The following is an 18,317-nucleotide window of genomic DNA, read 5'->3' as shown; positions in this document are numbered from 1 at the left end:
TTATTTTTTTACTTCAAATGTTTTTGCTACTTCTTGAGCGACTGCTCCAACTTTTCCAGTCAGTTCGTCATCAAACTTACCAGCCGCCAACTGACTCAACAGATCAGCATGCTGAGACCTCATCAAGGTAATCAAATCTGTCTGATATTGTCTAGCCTTGTCTACTGGCACCTTGTCCATGAAACCTTTCGTAGAAGCATAGATAATTGCAACCTGCTCGCCCACTGGGATCGGAGAATATTGCGCTTGCTTCAAGATCTCTTGGTTTTTCTGGCCTCTTTCGATCGTCAGTTTGGTTGCAGCGTCTAGGTCAGACCCAAACTTGGCAAATGCCTCTAGCTCTCTAAACTGTGCTTGATCCAATTTCAAGGTACCTGCTACCTTCTTCATCGATTTGATCTGAGCAGATCCTCCCACACGAGATACAGAAATACCCACGTTGATCGCAGGTCTGATACCTGAGTTGAAGAGATTCGTTTCCAAAAAGATCTGACCATCAGTAATAGAAATCACATTGGTCGGGATATAAGCCGATACGTCACCTGCAGCCGTCTCAATAATCGGAAGTGCGGTCAATGACCCCCCTCCTTTCACTTTACCTTTGAGAGACTCTGGCAAGTCATTCATATCCTGAGCGATGTTGTCATTTTCATTCAACTTCGCAGCTCTCTCGAGCAATCTTGAGTGAAGGTAAAACACATCACCAGGGTATGCCTCACGCCCTGGAGGTCTTCTCAACAGAAGAGAAACCTCACGGTAAGCCACTGCTTGTTTGGACAAATCATCATAAACTACCAATGCTGGACGTCCCGTATCTCGGAAATACTCACCGATCGCAGCACCTGTAAATGGCGCAAAGAACTGCATCGGAGCTGGGTCAGCTGCAGAAGCAGACACGACAACCGTATAAGCCATCGCTCCAGCTTTGTCCAGTGCACTCACAATACCTGCTACTGTAGATGCCTTCTGTCCGATGGCAACATAGATACAAAACACCGGCTCGCCTTTTTCATAAAATTCCTTTTGGTTGATGATTGTATCAATCGCCACAGCAGTCTTACCTGTCTGACGGTCACCGATGATCAACTCTCTTTGTCCTCTACCGATCGGAATCATGGAGTCAATAGAAGTAATACCCGTCTGAAGTGGCTCATCGACAGGCTGTCTGTAAATCACGCCTGGTGCCTTTCTTTCGAGAGGCATCTCAAATAATTCCCCAGAGATTGGGCCTTTGCCATCGATAGGATTACCGAGTGTATCTACAACTCTACCACATAGACCGTCACCTGCTTTGATAGAGGCGATTTGCTTGGTTCTTTTTACAGTATCACCTTCTCTTACTCTTGATGAATCTCCTAAAAGTACCGCTCCTACGTTGTCCTCTTCCAAGTTCAAAACCATCGCCTTTAGGCCGTCTTCAAACTCCAAAAGCTCACCTGATTGTGCTTGGGTCAAGCCGTAGATACGAGCTACACCGTCACCGATCTGGAGTACAGTTCCAATTTCTTCGAGTTCAGCTTCTGTTCTGAAGTCTGAGAGTTGCTCTCTCAATATTGCTGATACTTCGTCTGGTCTTACATCTGCCATTGTATAATACGTTTACTTATTCTTCTATTATGGGCCCTTATTAGGCTTGACTTACAAAATTTCTTTGGCCGAATTTCAATTTCAGCTCTCTTAGTTTACTACTCACACTGTCATCGATCTGTCTGTCACCAATTCGGAGGACAAATCCTCCAATCAGACCTTCATCAATTTGCTCTGTCAAAATCACTTCTTTGCCTGTGATTTTATTGACAAGTGCTTTGACTTCCTTTCTGATCTCCTCAGTGAGGGCAGTCACTGTAGTGACCGTAGATTCCACGATTCCTTTGTGCTCGTTGTATTCTTCAACGAACGCCTTGGCGATTTCGGGAAGGTGATTTTCTCTTTTCTTTTTGGTCAATAACTTGAAGAAAGCAAGTGTCAAAACGTTGACCTTTCCTTCAAATACTTGATCCAATATCGCGAGCTTCTTGCCATGAGATACGATAGGGTTTTTGACCATCATGACAAGATCACGATTGGTCTTGCATAGTGCTACAAAACCTTGCATGTCCTTTGCTACGTCCTCCATCGCACCTTTCTCAATCGAGAGATCCAACAGTGACTTGGCATATCTAGAGGCAATCCTGTGTTCTGACATATTAGCTTACTTTGATGTCTTTGATCAATTCTTTCACCAATGACTCTTGTGCCTTTTTGTCTTCAAGACTCTTTCTTAACACCTTTTCGGCAATATCGAGAGACAGAGACGAAACCAAATCCTTTACTTCAGTCAACGCTGCGTTTTTCTCCGATGCGATGATTGCTCTCGCATCCTCAGTCATCTTCGCAGTGATCTTAGCTGTTTCTTCTTTTGCAGACTCTTTGATTTGCTTGGCTGCCTCATTGGCTTGCGCCAAAATCTTGTCACGCTCGATGCGCGCCTCTTGCAGCAAGTACTCATTGTCTGCCTTGAGTTGCTCAATTTCTTTCTTTGCATTCTCCGCTGCATCCAACGAATCCGCAATGAAGCCTTCGCGTGCTCTTAGTGCATCCGTGATCGGTCTCCATACAAATGCAGCCAACAGACCCAATACGATCAAGAAGGTTACCGTCTGCCAAAAAATCAACCCTATACCTGGAGTAACTAATTCCATTTCTTATATATCTAATTTGATGAATTTAAAATTTAAAGTCTCCCCGACTATTTCGAGGAGACTTAATGCTTTTACTTAAACGAGATAAGTAGACAAACTACTACACCGAAAAGAGCAACACCTTCAATAAGAGCAGCTGCAATAATCATTGCAGTTTGGATCTTACCTCCAGCTTCTGGCTGTCTAGCGATTGATTCCATAGCAGAACCACCGATTTTACCAATTCCTAATCCTGCGCCAATTGCAACAAGACCAGCACCGATACCAGCACCCATTATTGCTAAGCTCATGTCCATTAACAAACTTGCTAACATAGTATTTATATTTATAAATTAAACATTCAAATTCTAGTGATGAGCCTCCTCTACGGCCGATCCGAAATACATTGCGCTAAGCAAGGTAAACACATAGGCCTGAAGTAGGGCGACAAACAGCTCCAAGAAGTTCATAAAGATAGCAAATGCCACACTCACTGGTGCTACGGCCATGCTTTCAAAAATGAAGATCAGACTGAACAAACTCAAAATGATGATGTGACCTGCCGTAATGTTGGCAAAAAGTCTGACCATCAATGAGAAAGGCTTGGTCAAAATCCCTACCAATTCGATAGGAATCAAGATGATCATTACTGGCCAAGGCACTCCAGGCGTTGCAAAGATGTGCTGCCAGTAATATTTTTTGGTACTAAACAAAGTGATGATCAGCACGATACATGCCAATACAAAGGTCACCGAGATGTTTCCTGTTAGGTTAGCCCCTCCTGGCATCAACCCAAGCAGGTTGTTGAACCAAATGAAGAAGAACAAAGTCAATAGAAAGGGCAAAAATCTTTTGTGCTGCTTCTCACCAATGTTGGGAATAGCAATCTCATCTCTGATAAATATGATGATCGGTTCGAAAAAAGACTGAATCCCTTTAGGAGCTCGCTTTGGGTTTTTGTACCCCTTTGCTACTATGAAGAACACCAACAAAAGCAAGAATGCGCTCACAAACAATGAAGCTACGTTTTTGGTAATCGAAAAATCAAGAGGGTGGCTCCCATCGAGAGCAGTAATATGACCATGCTCCAATTTGTACCCGTTGTACTCAACCAAATGGTGGGACTCATCGTAAAAGTTGGAGGAAGAAAAAATCTCCAATCCTTGGTCGGTATAGAGGATGACGGGTAGATACAAAGTACCATAGTGCCCATCAAAAAAGTGCCAAATGTAATCGTCACCAATGTGATGCGTGATCATCGCACCTGGATCAAATGCTGCGCCCTCCTCACTATCCGAGGCAAAAACGCTTACACTTGTAGTCGCTAAAAACAATAAGGCTAATACACTGACCTTAAACTGCTTACAAACGGTTTTTATTTTCTTCATTTACCCTTACTTCAAATTCGAGCGCAAGTTAGACAATACACTACTGATTTCAAACACTAAATAACACAAATAGACCACTGCAAAATTGATAATAAACAAGCTACGATCAGCGACTCCCAAGACTGCCACAGTCACCATCGCAGCAATCGCAATCAGCAAGCGCCCTGTAACTCCTGCCAGCAAAACCAACGTCATATCCATCTCCAATTGCTCATGTGCTAAATGGGACAATATATGAATGACCATGTTGGTCACCCAAAAGAAAACCAATATCCAGACGATACTCTGATGTACGATACCTGGAGAGACTACCTGAGCGAGTGCGTATTGGAGCAGCCACAAAAACACAGAAAATACGGTGATCCGTATGAGACCTTTTGACATATCAACCTTTGGGTAACTTTCTAATTAGATTTACAAGAGAGCCAACAACTCCAAACAAAGAGAGAATGATGGTAAATATTGGATTCTTCATGTCCAAATATTCGTCAAGCTTGTAGCCCCCCATTACTCCCAATAATATAAAGGCTAGCATTTCAAATGCTAGCCCTGTATATTTCACATATCCAAAATCCGATTGGTTATTCGGCTTTTCTGATGTGGGTTTGCTCTTCGGCTTGTTCTCCAATTTTGATTTCTTTTATGGTGACGCCCATCTTGCAGCCTCCGTTGAAAGTAGCTCCTGACTCTACAATTAGCTTGTTGGTGATGATGTCACCGTTGATGACAGCAGAAGGCTTGAGTATGAGCAGTTCGGACACCTCCAGCTTCCCTGTCACTGTGCCAGCGATCTCTGCGTTTTGCGCGAGGATATTGCCCTCGATGTGTGACGAATGTCCGCAGGCTGCCTTAGACTTGGTTTTCATATTGCCGACGATTTTGCCCTCTATCCGGATATTTCCAAAAGTCTCAATATCACCTGTTAGGACTGTCCCTTTGCCGATGATATTACTCGAATTACTCAATTCTTCTACTTCTTTCATTTCTTGCTTTTTAGTGAACATAATCGCTGCTGTTAAAATCTAATGAACTCCTCTGGGTCGATAGGATTACCATCGTACCATAATTCAAAATGCAGATGAGGTCCTGAGGTCAATTCGCCAGTATTCCCCATGATGGATATCACCTCGCCTGCTGTCACAAAATTACCAACCTTTTTGAATAATTCCGAATTGTGCTTATACATAGAGATCAAGTTGCCCCGATGCTGAATCGCAATCACATATCCAGAGTCCTGTGTCCATGAGGCAAACACCACTGTACCATCTGCTACGGCCTTGATGGGTTCATCCTGCTTGGCGACTATGTCGATGGCCAAGTGATCATTTTGAGGATCAAACCCGTCAGAGACGATACCTTCGACCGGTTTGAACAAATAAAACTCTTGCAATTCCTGAGACAATGACGATTCTAGAGAGGGCAGGTCCACCACTCCCTTGCTTTCAAATTCCTTTCTAAACTCCGAGTCTACCGCATTGACGGCTTCCTCGGACTGCACGATGGCTTTGATTTCGTTGGAGCCTATATTTTCAGAGCCCTCCACTTCGTTGAATTTATCTTCTTCCCCCGAAACAATCATCTTAAAATTATTGATAAACTGCTCCTTTTTAAGGACCTCGGACTCCAGAGAGTCTACCGTCAACGATAGTTCGATCACATCACGTGTCGCTTTGAGCTGTGCATAGCGAGGGTCAAACATTTCCTCCAACAGGGTCGTAGTGAGAGAAAAGCTAATCGCCGACAAAACAATGAATATCAATACCAAAAAAAGAATAATTTTGGCGTAAGTAAACGAATACGTTGTCTTTTCCGCAAAATTCTCCTCATTACGGATAATCAGTAGATACTTTGTCGTAAGGCGATTTGATAAGGTTTTCTTGTTTTCCAATTAGTGGTACTTATTATTTGCGGTAAAATTATATATTAATAGATATTTACTATTGCAATATTGTATTAATTGCAAACTATCCGAAATCTCCAAGTTGTCGAAGCGTTGAACAAAGCAAGCCTCTTATTTCTCATCATTTGTGCCTTGGCATGCTCTCGCTGCGCACCCGAAAGAAACAATGCTTTTAGCAATGTCTATCACAACACTTCTTCTCATTACAATGCGTACTTCATCGCCAACGAGGACATCAAGCAGATCGAAGAGATCATCGAAGAGAGCTACGAGTGGAACTACAACCTAATTTTGCCAGTTTTTGCTCCTTTTGACAGCATTTTAGCTCAGTCTTACAACGAGCAAATCGAACACTGCATCACCAAAGCATCACTCGCCATCCAACTCCATCGCGGTTCTAATTGGGAGGACAATTCCTACTTGCTCATTGGCAAAGCGCGATTTTATAGCTTGGATTTTGTCAATGCCATAGAGACCTTCAAATATGTCAATACCAAAGGACTCGGAGATAACGAAAAGCATGAAGCCTTGGTAGCTCTCATGCGTACATTCATCGAGTATGAAGAAATCAACAATGCCATCGCAGTCTCTGACTACCTCAAAAGAGAGAACCTAAACAAAAAAAACCTCAAAAACCTCTATTTGACTAGAGGCTATCTGTATCAAAAAACGGACGATCTCAACAACATGGTAAAAAACCTGACACAAGCTGTACCTCTCATCACACATGGCAAGGAACGTGCACGCATCAACTTCATCATCGGACAGGTATATCAATCCTTAGGATTTGAGTCAGAGGCATACTCCTATTACAAGGAAACCTTGAAAAGCAACCCAGAGTACGAGCTCGCTTTCTACACCAAACTCAACATGGCACAAGTGAGTCGATTGACCAAAAACAACGACATCAAGAAAGTCCGCAAATACTTTAGAAAACTACTCAAGGATCGAAAAAACGAGGAATATAAAGACAAAATCTACTACGAAATGGCTCAGTTCGAAGTGCGTCATTACCACCTCGAACTCGGCATGTCATACTACAACTCATCGATTCGAACCAGTGTCAACAACAACCGTCAAAAGGCTCACTCATACTGGGAACTTGGTAAAATCTACTACGACAGTCTTGCAGAATACGAAATCGCTAAGCTCTATTATGACAGTACAATGAGCGTCTTGCCACAAGACGAAGTAGAATATGCTGCAATTGCACAACGCTCCGAAGTACTAACCAACTTCGTGAAACAACTCGATATCATCCACACCAATGACAGCTTGCTGCATCTCGCTTCTTTGTCAACGGAAGCACTCAATCTATACCTAGATGAATACATCGCCCAAGAAGAGCAAGCTGCTATCCTGCGTCAAAAGGCAGAAGAGAAACGCAAAAAACAACAAGCCTCTGCAAAGCAGTTTACTGGCTCATTTGGAAACACTGAGGACCACACCTTCGGGAGCAACAACTACGATGGTTCGGTATGGTACTTTTACAATCCCAGCTCAGTATCACGGGGCAAGTCAGAGTTTGTAAGCGTCTGGGGGGATCGTCCCCTTGAGGACAACTGGCGCAGATCTCTCAAACCCTCCAACCTGACCGAAGAAGCCAAGGAGGGCGAAGCAGCACTCAGTGATGGGCGCAACACCACTCCCAAACCTAAAGAAAAACCAACAACAAAGGATGAGGAACACTCCGAAGGGGGCACGGTATCAGGGCTTGACAAAAGCACCTTGATGGCGACTGTCCCCGCTACTGCCGAACAACAAGCTGCTCTACTTGTAGAGATTGAACAAGCACTGTATGAGCTCGGTAATATTTACAATTTTGACCTCAATGAGAAAAACAACTCCGTAGAAACTTTCGAAATACTCTTGGAGAGATTTCCAGATACCGAACACAAATACGAAGTATGGTACCTTCTCTACCTCATCCTAGAAGACCTACAAAATATGCCCCAGTCCGAATACTACAAAAACCTACTACTCAATCAAGCCCCCGAAAGCATCTATGCCAAGCTGATCCTCAACCCAAACTACCGTGCAGAATCGAGCATGGCGAGTGAAAAACTCAAAAAAGTCTATGCTCAAGCGTATCAGCTCTACCAAGACGAAAATTACCCCGAAGCACTCACACTTCTCAATGACGGCCTAGCTGAGTACCCGGACAACGATTTCGTGGACAATGTACAACTACTCAAAATCCTCATCCATGCTGAGACTGAGTCTGCCTACACCTACGAAGCAGCTCTCAAAAACTTCCTAAAGGAATACGAAGACAGTGAGCTTGTGCCGCACGTAGAAATGCTCATTAAATCTTCCGAACAATATCAAATCAATCTAGTCAACAGTAGCAGAGCCCAGTTCATCAAGAAGTTCAACCAGCCGCACTTTTTCGTATTCGTGTACGAAACAGACACCGAGCTCGCTCACACCTTACCAGACTATTTCAAACCTCTCATCCCAAAGAATCAACCCAACATGACCATCGGCAACCTCCTTCTTGACGAAAAATACTCCATGATTCTCATCTCTGAATTCTCAGACAAGCAATCTGCTCTGGCATTTGACGACATAGTTTCGGAGCAAAAGCCAAGCAAAAAAATAAATAAGAGTGGCAAATTCTATAATTTCGTCATCACAAAAGAGAACTTCAACATCTTCTATCAGACGAAAGAGCTGGACACTTACCTTACATTTTATCGTAAAAATTACCCTGTAAAATGAACATCTACAAAATCCTAATATACCTGGTTTGGGCCGTCGTTCTCTCTGTATTGATCGGAGGGTGTACTGTCATCACAGCGATCAAAAACGATGCCTTCGGTTTGTTTGGCGGACTACCAAGTCTCCAAAGTCTAGAAAGACCCGAGGCAGACTTATCCTCTGAGCTCATGTCGTCGGATGGCGTTTCTTTGGGGAAGTATTTTCGCCACAATCGCACGGCAATCAGCTACAATGAACTCTCTCAAGAACTCATCACCACATTGCTCGTCACCGAAGACATCCGTTTTACCAAACACCCTGGCATTGATTTGAGAGGATTGATGAGAGCTGCTTCAGGAATATTGACATTTCAGTTCAAAGGAGGAGGAAGCACACTCACAATGCAACTTGCCGAAAATCTGTACGGCACCTCGACTGACAATCAAGGCAGTCTCTACTCCAACCGAAAGATCGGGCAAATCATCACCAAGATCAAAGAGTGGATCATTGCTCTCCAACTAGAGACCTCTTATACCAAAGAAGAAATCTTAGCCATGTATCTCAACACCATAGAGTATGGATCAAACTCTTATGGTATACAGGTCGCAGCACAAACCTATTTCAACAAGCTCCCTTCTGAGCTCAACTACAAAGAATCCGCCATCTTGGTTGCACTCATCAACAAACCGACAAAGTACAACCCAGTGACCAACCCTGAGTTTGCTCGTGCCAAACGTACAGAGGTCCTCTACAACCTACATAAGTACGGCAAAATAGACAAGGCCTCTTACGACACCTTGATCGTATCAGATTTTGGTCTACAGTACAAAGTCGCTAACCAAAACCAAGGACTCGCGACCTACTTTAGAACTGTCATACGAAGAGACCTCATGGCTTGGTGTAAAAAAAACGATTTCGACCTCTTCTCTGACGGTCTTAAAATCTATACGACGATTGATAGCCGTATGCAGGCTTACGCCGAAACAGCCGTCAATGAACACATGGATACGCTACAATACATCTTCAACAAGCACTTGCAAGGACATGCGCCTTGGATAGACAAGGATGGCAATGAAATCCTAAATTTCATCGACATGACCATCAAGCGTACTCCAAATTACCGTCAACTGGCACAGAAGTATGGGGAGAAATCTGACTCACTCGAGTACTACCTCAACCTTCCCAAAAAAATGACCGTCTTTTCTTACAATGGCGACATAGATACGACCTTTAGCTTGGTCGACTCACTCAAATACTACAAGCAGTTTCTCCAAGCGGGCTTCATGTCTATGGAACCACAAACAGGACATATCAAAGCTTGGGTAGGAGGAATCGATCACAAATACTTCAAATATGATCACGTCAAACAAGGCAAACGTCAACCGGGATCTACTTTCAAACCCTTTGTCTATGCCGCAGCAATTGACCTTGGTTATTCTCCATGCTTTCCTGTCGTAGATGCCCCAGTGACTTGGGTACTAGATGACCCTGCCAACCCTACATGGACCCCTCAAAATGCAGACGGTAAATATTCGGGCGAAACGATGACGATACGTAAAGCCATGGCGAGCTCTGTCAACTCCATCACGGCCAACATCATGCAAAAAATCAGTCCACGAGCAGCCGTCGACATGGCACATGCCTGTGGGATCGAGAGTCCATTAGCCGCAGTGCCTTCTCTCTGCCTCGGTGCTGGAGGAGATGTATCTCTCTACGAGTTGGTCGGAGCATATTCGACATTTGTCAATCAAGGTACATGGACAGAGCCTTACTACATCACTCGCATCGAAGACAAAAATGGTGTCGTATTGGAAGATTTCATCCCCAAAAGAAGAGAAGCCATCAGCGAAAAAACTGCCTACCTCATGTTGCACATGCTCAAAGGAGCTGTGGAAGAAGAAGGGGGTACAGGGCGGGGATTGGCATGGTCTCTCAAGCAAAACAACGACATAGGTGCCAAGACAGGGACTACACAAAATGCTTCTGACGGTTGGTTTATGGGAGTAACGCACAACCTCGTAGGAGGTGCTTGGGTAGGAGGAGATGATCGCTACGTTCATTTCCGAAACTGGTCCATGGGACAAGGCGCCAGAACCGCCAGACCGATTTGGGAAAAATTCATGCTCAAAGTATACGCTGACCCTCTGATCGGTGTAGAAAAGGGTTTCTTCCGCAAGCCTGCGCAACCTCTCGGTGTAGAACTCGACTGTGACCGATACAACGGTGTCACTGCAGAGAGTGATTCGCTAGATACAGGGGTAGATGACTATGGTGATTTAGACATATACTAAGGGAGTAGATTTTGAATGATTCGGTATCCATCAAGGAAAGTATACGGCAGTTGCCCTCAGATCCTGGGGTTTACAAATACTACAACCAAAAAGATACACTCATCTATGTAGGAAAAGCCAAGAATCTAAAGAAACGAGTCTCTAGCTACTTCAACAAACAAACAGGACTGAGCCTCAAAACTCGCAAGCTTGTCCAGGACATCCACCGTATCGAATTTGTAGTAGTCAACTCTGAATTCGATGCCTTGCTCTTGGAAAACAACCTCATCAAGGAGAACCAACCACGCTTCAACATTCTACTCAAGGACGACAAGACCTTCCCTTATGTTTGTATCTCTAAGGATCGCTTCCCCAAAGTATACTCGACACGACGACTTGACAAAACAGAAGGTGAGCACTTCGGTCCATACACCAATGTAAAAGCGCTCAACAGCGTTCTCGAGCTGATACAGAAACTGTACAAAATCCGTACGTGCAATTATTCCTTGACAGAAGAAAACATACAGTCAGGAAAATTCAAAGTATGCCTAGAGTACCACATAGCCAACTGCCTAGGTCCCTGTGAGGGACTACAAAGTGAGGCAGATTACATGGATGAAATTTCACAAGTTCGTCATATACTCAAGGGCAACCTGAAAAGTGTCAAAGATGTGTTTGCCGAAGAAATGAACCTTGCCGCACAGGCACTCAAGTTTGAAGATGCCCTTATCTACAAAAACAAGATCGACTTGTTGGATAAATTTCAAAACAAGACAGTCATCGTCAGTACCAGTCTGCGCAACATCGACATCATTACCCTGACCAGCGCAGATCAAAAAGCCTACCTCAACTACATGCGGGTAGACCAAGGTATGATTAACATCTCACACTCGATCGAGATCAAGAAGAAGCTCGATGAACCCGAAGCAGAAATCTTGCAATTGGTATGCATCCAAATGCGAGAGCAATTTGAAAGCAAGTCCCGTGTGATTCTCTCTAATATAGCATTCGAAAGTTGGACAGAAGAAATAGAAATCGTCGTACCTAAGATAGGAGACAAAAAAACGCTCGTCAACCTGTCTTACAAAAATGCACTCGCGCAAAAAAAGAACGCTATCAACAAAGCAGAAGCAGCACTAGACAAAGGCAACAGAGTAGTCAAGCAGCTACAAACCGACCTCAAACTCAAAGAGCTCCCCAATCACATCGAGTGCTTCGACAATTCCAACATCCAAGGCACCAACCCTGTCGCCTCGATGGTGTGCTTCAAAAAAGGAAAACCTTCCAAAAAAGACTACAGGCACTTCAAAATCAAAACCATCGTAGGCCCGGATGATTTTGGCTCGATGAATGAAATCGTAACACGCCGGTACAAGCGCCTCCAAGAAGAAAAACTACCCTACCCTCAGCTGATTATAGTTGATGGAGGCAAAGGCCAGCTCAGCGCCGCCTGCGAAGCATTGAAAAGCCTCGGCCTGTATCATCAGATCCCTATCATTGGAATCGCCAAGCGACTAGAGGAGATCTATTATCCCGAAGACTCTATTCCAGTACATATCAGCAAAAAATCTGAATCGCTCAAACTCATTCAGCAGTTGCGAGACGAGGCACACCGCTTTGCCATCACTTTTCACAGAGACTTGCGTAGCAAGGGACAAACAGAATCAGAACTCGATAGCATTCGAGGTATCGGGAAAAAAACCCGAACGATACTCCTACAGGAGTACAAGTCCTTCAAAAAAATATCAAAAGCAAGCGAAGAAGAATTGGCAGGCTTGATTGGACCTGCCAAGGCAAAGGTTGTCCTAGCATACATCCATAACAATATGTAAACTAGAGGTTCCAACCACACCCTTTGAAAAACAAAAAGACCGCCATGGAAAGCGGTCTTTTACTTCTTTTAAACATTTATTGTCTAGTATGGAGAACTATTCGCCATGACACTGATGTCTGCAAATTTGCTCTCACTATACCCCACTGGCTCCCAATAAATGGCCTCTGTATGTAGGTCTATTCTCAGTTTCCCTCTTGAATCCTCCAAATACACCGACCACTGTCCACGGTTGGTCATAGTAAAGGAATTTTTAACATTCCCATTGCTATCTCTTTCGTACCATGTACCATACACCTCTTGAGAAAAAGATCCCCCACCAAAATCAGAGTACTCGACATGGTTCACGGTCTGAGCATTCACCTTGGCATGTTCTATATAATGAGAATCTGATGACACATGTGAAACCTCGAGTTTATTCGTGTTTCCAACATCTCTCAAATAAAAAACCTTGGAGACAGAGCCAAACTCCGTATCAACTTGATACTTACGGTTTTCGAATTGATCTTCTAGCTTTGTTACATTCTTGCTATCAAAGCGATACGCCGCACCATCCACAAAAATGGTGCTTTCTGTCGCTCCAAGGTCAATTTGAAAGGCCAGTTTACCCGCACTATCGTACCAAAGACCTTCGTACCACTCAGGCAAATCAACTGGAGTTTTAGCGGTTTTAAACCTAATCCTAATCATAGCATACAGAGTATTCCCACTTAAATCAGCCAACCCTTGAGGAATGACGAGAAAATAATTGGTATTTTCCTTCATACCTGATGGGGACAACGTCACCTTTCTCCCTTCTTGGGAGACCTCCATCTCTACCTCTGTATTGTCATCCGTATTTGTCAATGTAATACCACTCAAAGATCCCGAATCAATCGTTTCACTAAATGTAAGTACGATAGAAGTATTTGCTTCTACATCCGCATCAACACCCCCTAACCCTATAGACGAACTCTCCAATGTCGGACGATCATTGTCTCCACTGATGGTAAAAGTGGAAGAAAACGTTTCGGACAACGCATTGCCTTCCTTGTCCTTTACCCCAGTGGTAATCCTCAAAAAATAGGTATAGCCTTCATCCAAACCTGGGTTATCAAACTTGAAAATGACAGTACTTCCAGACTGAGTGATGGTAGCATATTCAGTCGTATTACTTCCCTCACGAGCCAAAGAGAAGGTGCTATTCTCAACCGTACCTAAGTCAATCGGTTTAGAAAACTCAATCAAAATCTCCGCAAGGTTTGGATCTACGTCTGTACTACCATCTGCTGGTGTCACACCCAATACAGCCAAGTCAACAGTCTCATCGTTTTCTTCATCTATGACTTCTTCATCATTGTCATCGTCATCATTTTCCGGCTTCACATCCTCACTCGTGATGCAAGCATTCATCATAAAAATTAGTAGCAAACCATAGAGTACTCTCCATTTTGTTTTTTCAACCTTTTTCATATCTCTTTTTTTATTTGATCAACTGGCTAAACATGCTCTCACCAGTACTTCAAAAATGAATCAAAAAGCCTATTGCCTGTTTTCACTGAGGTTTCAATCCTTTCAATGACGTGTCATATAGCCTATACAGCGTATCACAAGGTCCACCATTGTCTGCTTTTATTTATTTTGCATCAATGAAGTACTCTCTTCCAACCTTGACTCTCCTGTTCTTGTCCTTTCGAGTATTGGGAAATATCGCACCGATGATCTTGTCCGCCGACAAGTCCTATTATGGGCTAGAAAAACACATAGCAGTGCTCCCGCTGCATCGACAAGAGGGGTTTGACATCCGTGAATTGATTGATTATTCAGACAGTAACTTTCAAACAGGAATAGATTTTAACGAATCGCAAACCGTACAATGGGGCAAAGGCTACATTATCAATCCAGACACCGTAAATCAAGAGTACTACTTTAACCTCTTTCACTATACAGACTACGCACAACTCTACCTCGTGGATAGTCAAGACAGCATCATTTGGAAAAGTCACACAGGAGAAATGGTAGCCCTCGATCAACGACCCTTTCATGAGTTCATGAGCACCTCTCTTATCGTACCTGTCTCCGTTCCTCCTGGGCATCACAGCCTATACCTGCGTACCGACTGCCAAAGAAAAGTATCCAAGGAATACCGAAGTTTAAGCACCATGTATATGGAGGCCAGTGAACCTTTCAAAACAAACAATCTCCCTACTCCTACCAAAAACGGTGTCTTCTTTGGTGCCACCCTCCTTCTCCTCTTCTTTGCCTTGGCTTTATATTCAATCAGCCTCGACAAGCTCTATTTACTTACAGCTATCCTCATTGGCATATCAGGACTATTCACCTTTACCTTCGAGGGCTACACACTTTATCTATTCCTAAACCGCGCTCCATACATCAATGGCTACATTGATGATGGGCTTGCTGCCATGACCATCCTAGCTCATATGTACGTGCCGATATATTACCTTCGAATGCCCGAATACACCCCCACCACTGCCAACGTATTAAAAGGCTTGTTCGTCATTCAGGTTGGTCTAACCTCTTTCAGCTTTTTCTATAGTGTATTTTACGACCTTCTCTACCTCAATGCGCTAGTGGCTTGTTTCGTCACGATACCAGGGTACTATCACGCCATTAGAAATCGATATCGACCGAGTTACTTTTACCTCATGGCCATGAGTGCATTGGTTTTTTTATTGGTTTGGTACATCCTAGGGTACTTTGGCCTTATTGAAAACGACCTCTTTCTTCAACTGTATGACGTGCTTGCCGTCATTACTGTACAATCCTTTTTCCTTTTCGCTGGACTACTTCTTAGGTTCTTTGAGGTGAATAAACAGAACCAGGAAAAACAACTAGCCACAGAACGAGCCATACAACAAAGTGAGATGAAGAGACGTGAGTTGGTAGAGTCACAAAACCAGATACTAGAGCAAAAAATTGTCGAACGTACCGCTGAGATCCATGAAAAAAGCAAACAACTAGAGAAAATGGACCAGATAAAATCTCGATTCTTTGCCAACATTTCTCATGAATTTCGAACTCCGCTCACCCTAATTATTGGCCCCACACAATTACTATTTGAAAAAGCAGGCAACGCATTGGAGCGCAAAACTCTACAAAACATACTCAACAACGCCAACATCCTCCTGGATCTCATCAACCAACTCTTGGATCTAGCCAAATCAGAAACTAGTCAATTGGGCCTAAACTCCAACTACTACGAAAGCGCCCCCTTTTTTCAAACACACATCGGTCGTTTCCACCCGATGGCACAGCGGAAAGGAATCCAATTGCTTCAGGCAATTGACAATTTCATGATTCACATAGATGAAAGGAAAGTACAAAGAGCCTTCAGCAACCTACTCAGCAACGCCCTTAAATTTAGCCCAGACCAGAGTGTCATCACTATCAAGTGCTTTCGAGAAAACAACCACGGCATCATACAAATCATAGACGAGGGATCCGGCATCCCCATCACTGAACATCAAAACATATTTGAAAGGTTCTATCAAATCAATCCAAAGGACACCACACAAGGAAGTGGAATTGGTCTATCCATTGCCAAAGAATATATCGAACTCCATGGCGGGACGTTGAGGGTAGAAAACAACATTCCTACGGGATCCAAATTCATCATGCGCCTACCAGGAGCGTTTCCCTTGGGCACCAAACAATCGTTGGCAATACTTACCCCCCGACCCACCTCCTCTACAGGTAAGACACTGCTAGACTCCTCCCCGTTACTAGAAGAAAAGAAACTCACCTTACTACTGGTAGAAGACAATGAGCTAATGCTGGAATATGTAAAGAATTGCCTCCCCATACACAACTACAACATACTAGAGGCGTCCAATGGTCAGCAAGGCATACAGCTTGCCAACAAACATTTGCCTGACCTCATTGTATCGGATCTGATGATGCCCGTAGTAGACGGCATTACACTCACAGACACCCTAAAAAATCAAATGAGCACATCTCATATCCCCATCCTTTTGCTCACCGCCAAGGCAGCTCTTTCGGACAAAGTAGAAGGGCTAAAAAGCGGAGCAGATGACTACCTTACAAAACCTTTCGAGAAAGAAGAACTACTTGCAAGAATAGAAACCCTCATACAAAACAGAAAGAAACTACAGACCTTCTATCAAACTCCTCCCAACGAAATAGGGGTACAAAAAGAGCCAACTCTTCAGAGCATGGATCAACGCTTCCTAACATTACTCCAACAACATATCGGCGACAATATAAGCAATGAAGACTATGCGCTGGAAAGTCTCTGCGAGTCGATAAAAATGAGCCGTTCCACATTGTATCGCAAACTAAAAGCACTTACAGGACTCACTCCTCAGTTATACATCAAGCGATACCGGCTACAACAAGCCAAAGAGCTACTCAAAACCACAAACCTCAACGTCAGTGAGATATGTTTCAAAGTAGGGTTTAGCAGCACGTCCTATTTCTCTACTGCTTTCAAACAGACCTATAAACAGACCCCATCACAATATCAGCAGAACAACACCCCCGGCAGCCCTGCCTAATCTTACTTCAAGTCACAGCTATGACTCCTCTCGCTCTTTCAAAAGGGGCAGTCTTGGCCATCGGTTTCGATCCAAGTGCGCCACAGCCAACGCTTCAGGGAACAAAACATTACACAAAAAAAGCTCTACTGGGTACCAGTAGAGCTTCGCATATTTTAGACAAACACAGGGGATTAAAACTCCCAAAGTTCATTTTCAAAATCAACCAATTCGTATTCTATCTGCTGAGAAGCAATGATACCATCTCTTCTCGTTTTGTTGTAGATGTCTACGATTCTATCGTCACCTGGATTAGAGAATTTGGTCAAGTTCGAGCTAAACAACCTCAAGTCAAAAGCATCCGCCATATTCTTGTGTTCTGCTGTATTTTGAACATTGTACCATATGGCCTCATCCGGCATACTTCTAAACAACGCAGTAAGATCCTTGTATTTGAATGATGCCAACGGCTTCTCAAACATAGCAGGATTCTTATCTGCCGGAAGGAAAATAGTCACAGCCAACATATCGAAGTACATTCTAGAGCGCATTCTATCAAAGTACATCTCCTCCTTGATCTCAACTATCGAGAAATCTCTCGGCGAAAACTCATTGGCCGCCATGATTTCTTCTTCTTCCTCACCACCTTCCTCGTCGAATCCTCCACCGAAGAAATCATCATCACTATCGGCACCAAAGCCCATAGCAATTTCTTCTTCCGTCAGTCCTCCACCTTCTTCTTCTAACTTCAAGTTCTCAAGAAATGTCTCTTTTGACATTCTTGTGTTTACAGAATCATTGGTATAGGGAAAAAGCAAACCCGCTTTAACCGCCTCAATCACTATTGTAGACAACTCTCCATTTCTAGAAAAGAAAGGTGCATTTTGCTTTTCCTTCATGTCCATTCTTCTCCAAATTGTCTTTTTAAACATTTTGTAAGACTCATGAACAGGACGAACCGCATCTGGGTTATATCCCATTGCTTCGTTTTCTTGTGCCTTTACTGACTCAACATTTGAAGCTAAAATGAAGACAAAAAGGCTTAACACATAACATAACTTTTTCATAACCT

At 43.5% G+C, this 18,317-nt stretch carries 15 protein-coding genes; 4 read left to right on the top strand and 11 right to left on the bottom strand.

The genetic code is table 11. The features are described 5' to 3' along the window. The 9 genes from atpA to BFP72_RS18810 form a co-directional block, all read right to left on the bottom strand. The gene (gene atpA / locus BFP72_RS18850; protein ID WP_099600628.1) at positions 1-1,587 is read right to left on the bottom strand and encodes a F0F1 ATP synthase subunit alpha; all 1,587 of its coding nucleotides are present in this window, start codon (positions 1,585-1,587) and stop codon (positions 1-3) included. A 40-nt stretch (positions 1,588-1,627) separates the two neighbouring features. Then, positions 1,628-2,185 (bottom strand): ATP synthase F1 subunit delta, encoded by a 558-nt coding sequence (gene atpH / locus BFP72_RS18845; protein WP_099600627.1) that lies wholly within the window; start codon positions 2,183-2,185, stop codon positions 1,628-1,630. A 1-nt stretch (position 2,186) separates the two neighbouring features. Further along, positions 2,187-2,681 (bottom strand): F0F1 ATP synthase subunit B, encoded by a 495-nt coding sequence (gene atpF / locus BFP72_RS18840; RefSeq protein WP_099600626.1) that lies wholly within the window; start codon positions 2,679-2,681, stop codon positions 2,187-2,189. Positions 2,682-2,752: 71 nt separating this feature from the next. After that, positions 2,753-2,995, bottom strand: coding sequence for an ATP synthase F0 subunit C (atpE, locus tag BFP72_RS18835; RefSeq protein WP_099600625.1), 243 nt, complete (start codon positions 2,993-2,995; stop codon positions 2,753-2,755). 33 nt (positions 2,996-3,028) lie between these two features. Further along, entirely contained in the window at positions 3,029-4,048 is a 1,020-nt protein-coding gene (gene atpB, locus BFP72_RS18830; protein ID WP_099600624.1) for a F0F1 ATP synthase subunit A, read from the bottom strand. Positions 4,049-4,054: 6 nt separating this feature from the next. Then, entirely contained in the window at positions 4,055-4,432 is a 378-nt protein-coding gene (locus BFP72_RS18825; RefSeq protein ID WP_099600623.1) for a hypothetical protein, read from the bottom strand. Position 4,433: 1 nt separating this feature from the next. After that, positions 4,434-4,610, bottom strand: coding sequence for an AtpZ/AtpI family protein (locus BFP72_RS19475; RefSeq protein ID WP_143520136.1), 177 nt, complete (start codon positions 4,608-4,610; stop codon positions 4,434-4,436). Between the two features lie 19 nt (positions 4,611-4,629). Further along, positions 4,630-5,031 carry a polymer-forming cytoskeletal protein gene (locus BFP72_RS18815; RefSeq protein ID WP_369824145.1) on the bottom strand — a complete coding sequence of 134 codons (402 nt, stop codon included), beginning with the start codon at positions 5,029-5,031 and terminating at the stop codon, positions 4,630-4,632. 32 nt (positions 5,032-5,063) lie between these two features. Next, complete coding sequence (locus tag BFP72_RS18810; protein ID WP_255397261.1) at positions 5,064-5,813, bottom strand: M23 family metallopeptidase; 750 nt, start codon at positions 5,811-5,813, stop codon at positions 5,064-5,066. A gap of 228 nt (positions 5,814-6,041) precedes the next feature. Here BFP72_RS18810 and BFP72_RS18805 point away from each other — a divergent pair, with 228 nt between their 5' ends. From BFP72_RS18805 to uvrC, 3 genes are read left to right on the top strand one after another with little or no spacing between them, the layout of a single operon-like run. Next, positions 6,042-8,669: a hypothetical protein gene (locus BFP72_RS18805; RefSeq protein ID WP_143520135.1), complete on the top strand. Its 2,628-nt coding sequence runs from the start codon at positions 6,042-6,044 to the stop codon at positions 8,667-8,669. Then, positions 8,666-10,939 (top strand): transglycosylase domain-containing protein, encoded by a 2,274-nt coding sequence (locus tag BFP72_RS18800; protein WP_255397260.1) that lies wholly within the window; start codon positions 8,666-8,668, stop codon positions 10,937-10,939. Before BFP72_RS18805 ends, BFP72_RS18800 begins: the two co-directional genes overlap by 4 nt. A gap of 11 nt (positions 10,940-10,950) precedes the next feature. Continuing rightward, complete coding sequence (gene uvrC, locus BFP72_RS18795) at positions 10,951-12,750, top strand: excinuclease ABC subunit UvrC (RefSeq protein WP_099600618.1); 1,800 nt, start codon at positions 10,951-10,953, stop codon at positions 12,748-12,750. An 83-nt stretch (positions 12,751-12,833) separates the two neighbouring features. Here the strand turns inward: uvrC and BFP72_RS18790 are convergent, their stop codons facing one another. After that, positions 12,834-14,201, bottom strand: a complete 1,368-nt coding sequence (locus tag BFP72_RS18790; RefSeq protein ID WP_099600617.1) for an Ig-like domain-containing protein — start codon at positions 14,199-14,201, stop codon at positions 12,834-12,836. 176 nt (positions 14,202-14,377) lie between these two features. On the opposite strand from BFP72_RS18790, the gene BFP72_RS18785 reads away from it, so the two are divergent. Then, the gene (locus tag BFP72_RS18785; RefSeq protein WP_099600616.1) at positions 14,378-17,266 is read left to right on the top strand and encodes a response regulator; all 2,889 of its coding nucleotides are present in this window, start codon (positions 14,378-14,380) and stop codon (positions 17,264-17,266) included. 173 nt (positions 17,267-17,439) lie between these two features. On the opposite strand, the gene gldN is transcribed toward BFP72_RS18785, so the two are convergent. Beyond that, on the bottom strand, positions 17,440-18,312 hold the full coding sequence (gldN, locus tag BFP72_RS18780; protein WP_099600615.1) for a gliding motility protein GldN: 873 nt from the start codon (positions 18,310-18,312) through the stop codon (positions 17,440-17,442). Positions 18,313-18,317: the final 5 nt, after the last annotated feature.

The sequence above is a fragment of the Reichenbachiella sp. 5M10 genome, from assembly GCF_002742335.1.
Taxonomy (GTDB): domain Bacteria; phylum Bacteroidota; class Bacteroidia; order Cytophagales; family Cyclobacteriaceae; genus Reichenbachiella.
Note: the sequence above shows the minus strand (reverse complement) of the source record. Positions and strands in the feature narration are given on the sequence as shown.

Excerpts from the sequence above, each read along its gene's own strand:
- atpA (WP_099600628.1), bottom strand. The coding sequence starts at position 1,587 with ATGGCAGATGTAAGACCAGACGAAGTATCAGCAATATTGAGAGAGCAA.
- atpH (WP_099600627.1), bottom strand. The coding sequence starts at position 2,185 with ATGTCAGAACACAGGATTGCCTCTAGATATGCCAAGTCACTGTTGGAT.
- atpF (WP_099600626.1), bottom strand. The coding sequence starts at position 2,681 with ATGGAATTAGTTACTCCAGGTATAGGGTTGATTTTTTGGCAGACGGTA.
- atpE (WP_099600625.1), bottom strand. The coding sequence starts at position 2,995 with ATGTTAGCAAGTTTGTTAATGGACATGAGCTTAGCAATAATGGGTGCT.
- atpB (WP_099600624.1), bottom strand. The coding sequence starts at position 4,048 with ATGAAGAAAATAAAAACCGTTTGTAAGCAGTTTAAGGTCAGTGTATTA.
- BFP72_RS18825 (WP_099600623.1), bottom strand. The coding sequence starts at position 4,432 with ATGTCAAAAGGTCTCATACGGATCACCGTATTTTCTGTGTTTTTGTGG.
- BFP72_RS18815 (WP_369824145.1), bottom strand. The coding sequence starts at position 5,031 with ATGAAAGAAGTAGAAGAATTGAGTAATTCGAGTAATATCATCGGCAAA.
- BFP72_RS18800 (WP_255397260.1), top strand. The coding sequence starts at position 8,666 with ATGAACATCTACAAAATCCTAATATACCTGGTTTGGGCCGTCGTTCTC.
- BFP72_RS18790 (WP_099600617.1), bottom strand. The coding sequence starts at position 14,201 with ATGAAAAAGGTTGAAAAAACAAAATGGAGAGTACTCTATGGTTTGCTA.
- BFP72_RS18785 (WP_099600616.1), top strand. The coding sequence starts at position 14,378 with ATGAAGTACTCTCTTCCAACCTTGACTCTCCTGTTCTTGTCCTTTCGA.
- gldN (WP_099600615.1), bottom strand. The coding sequence starts at position 18,312 with ATGAAAAAGTTATGTTATGTGTTAAGCCTTTTTGTCTTCATTTTAGCT.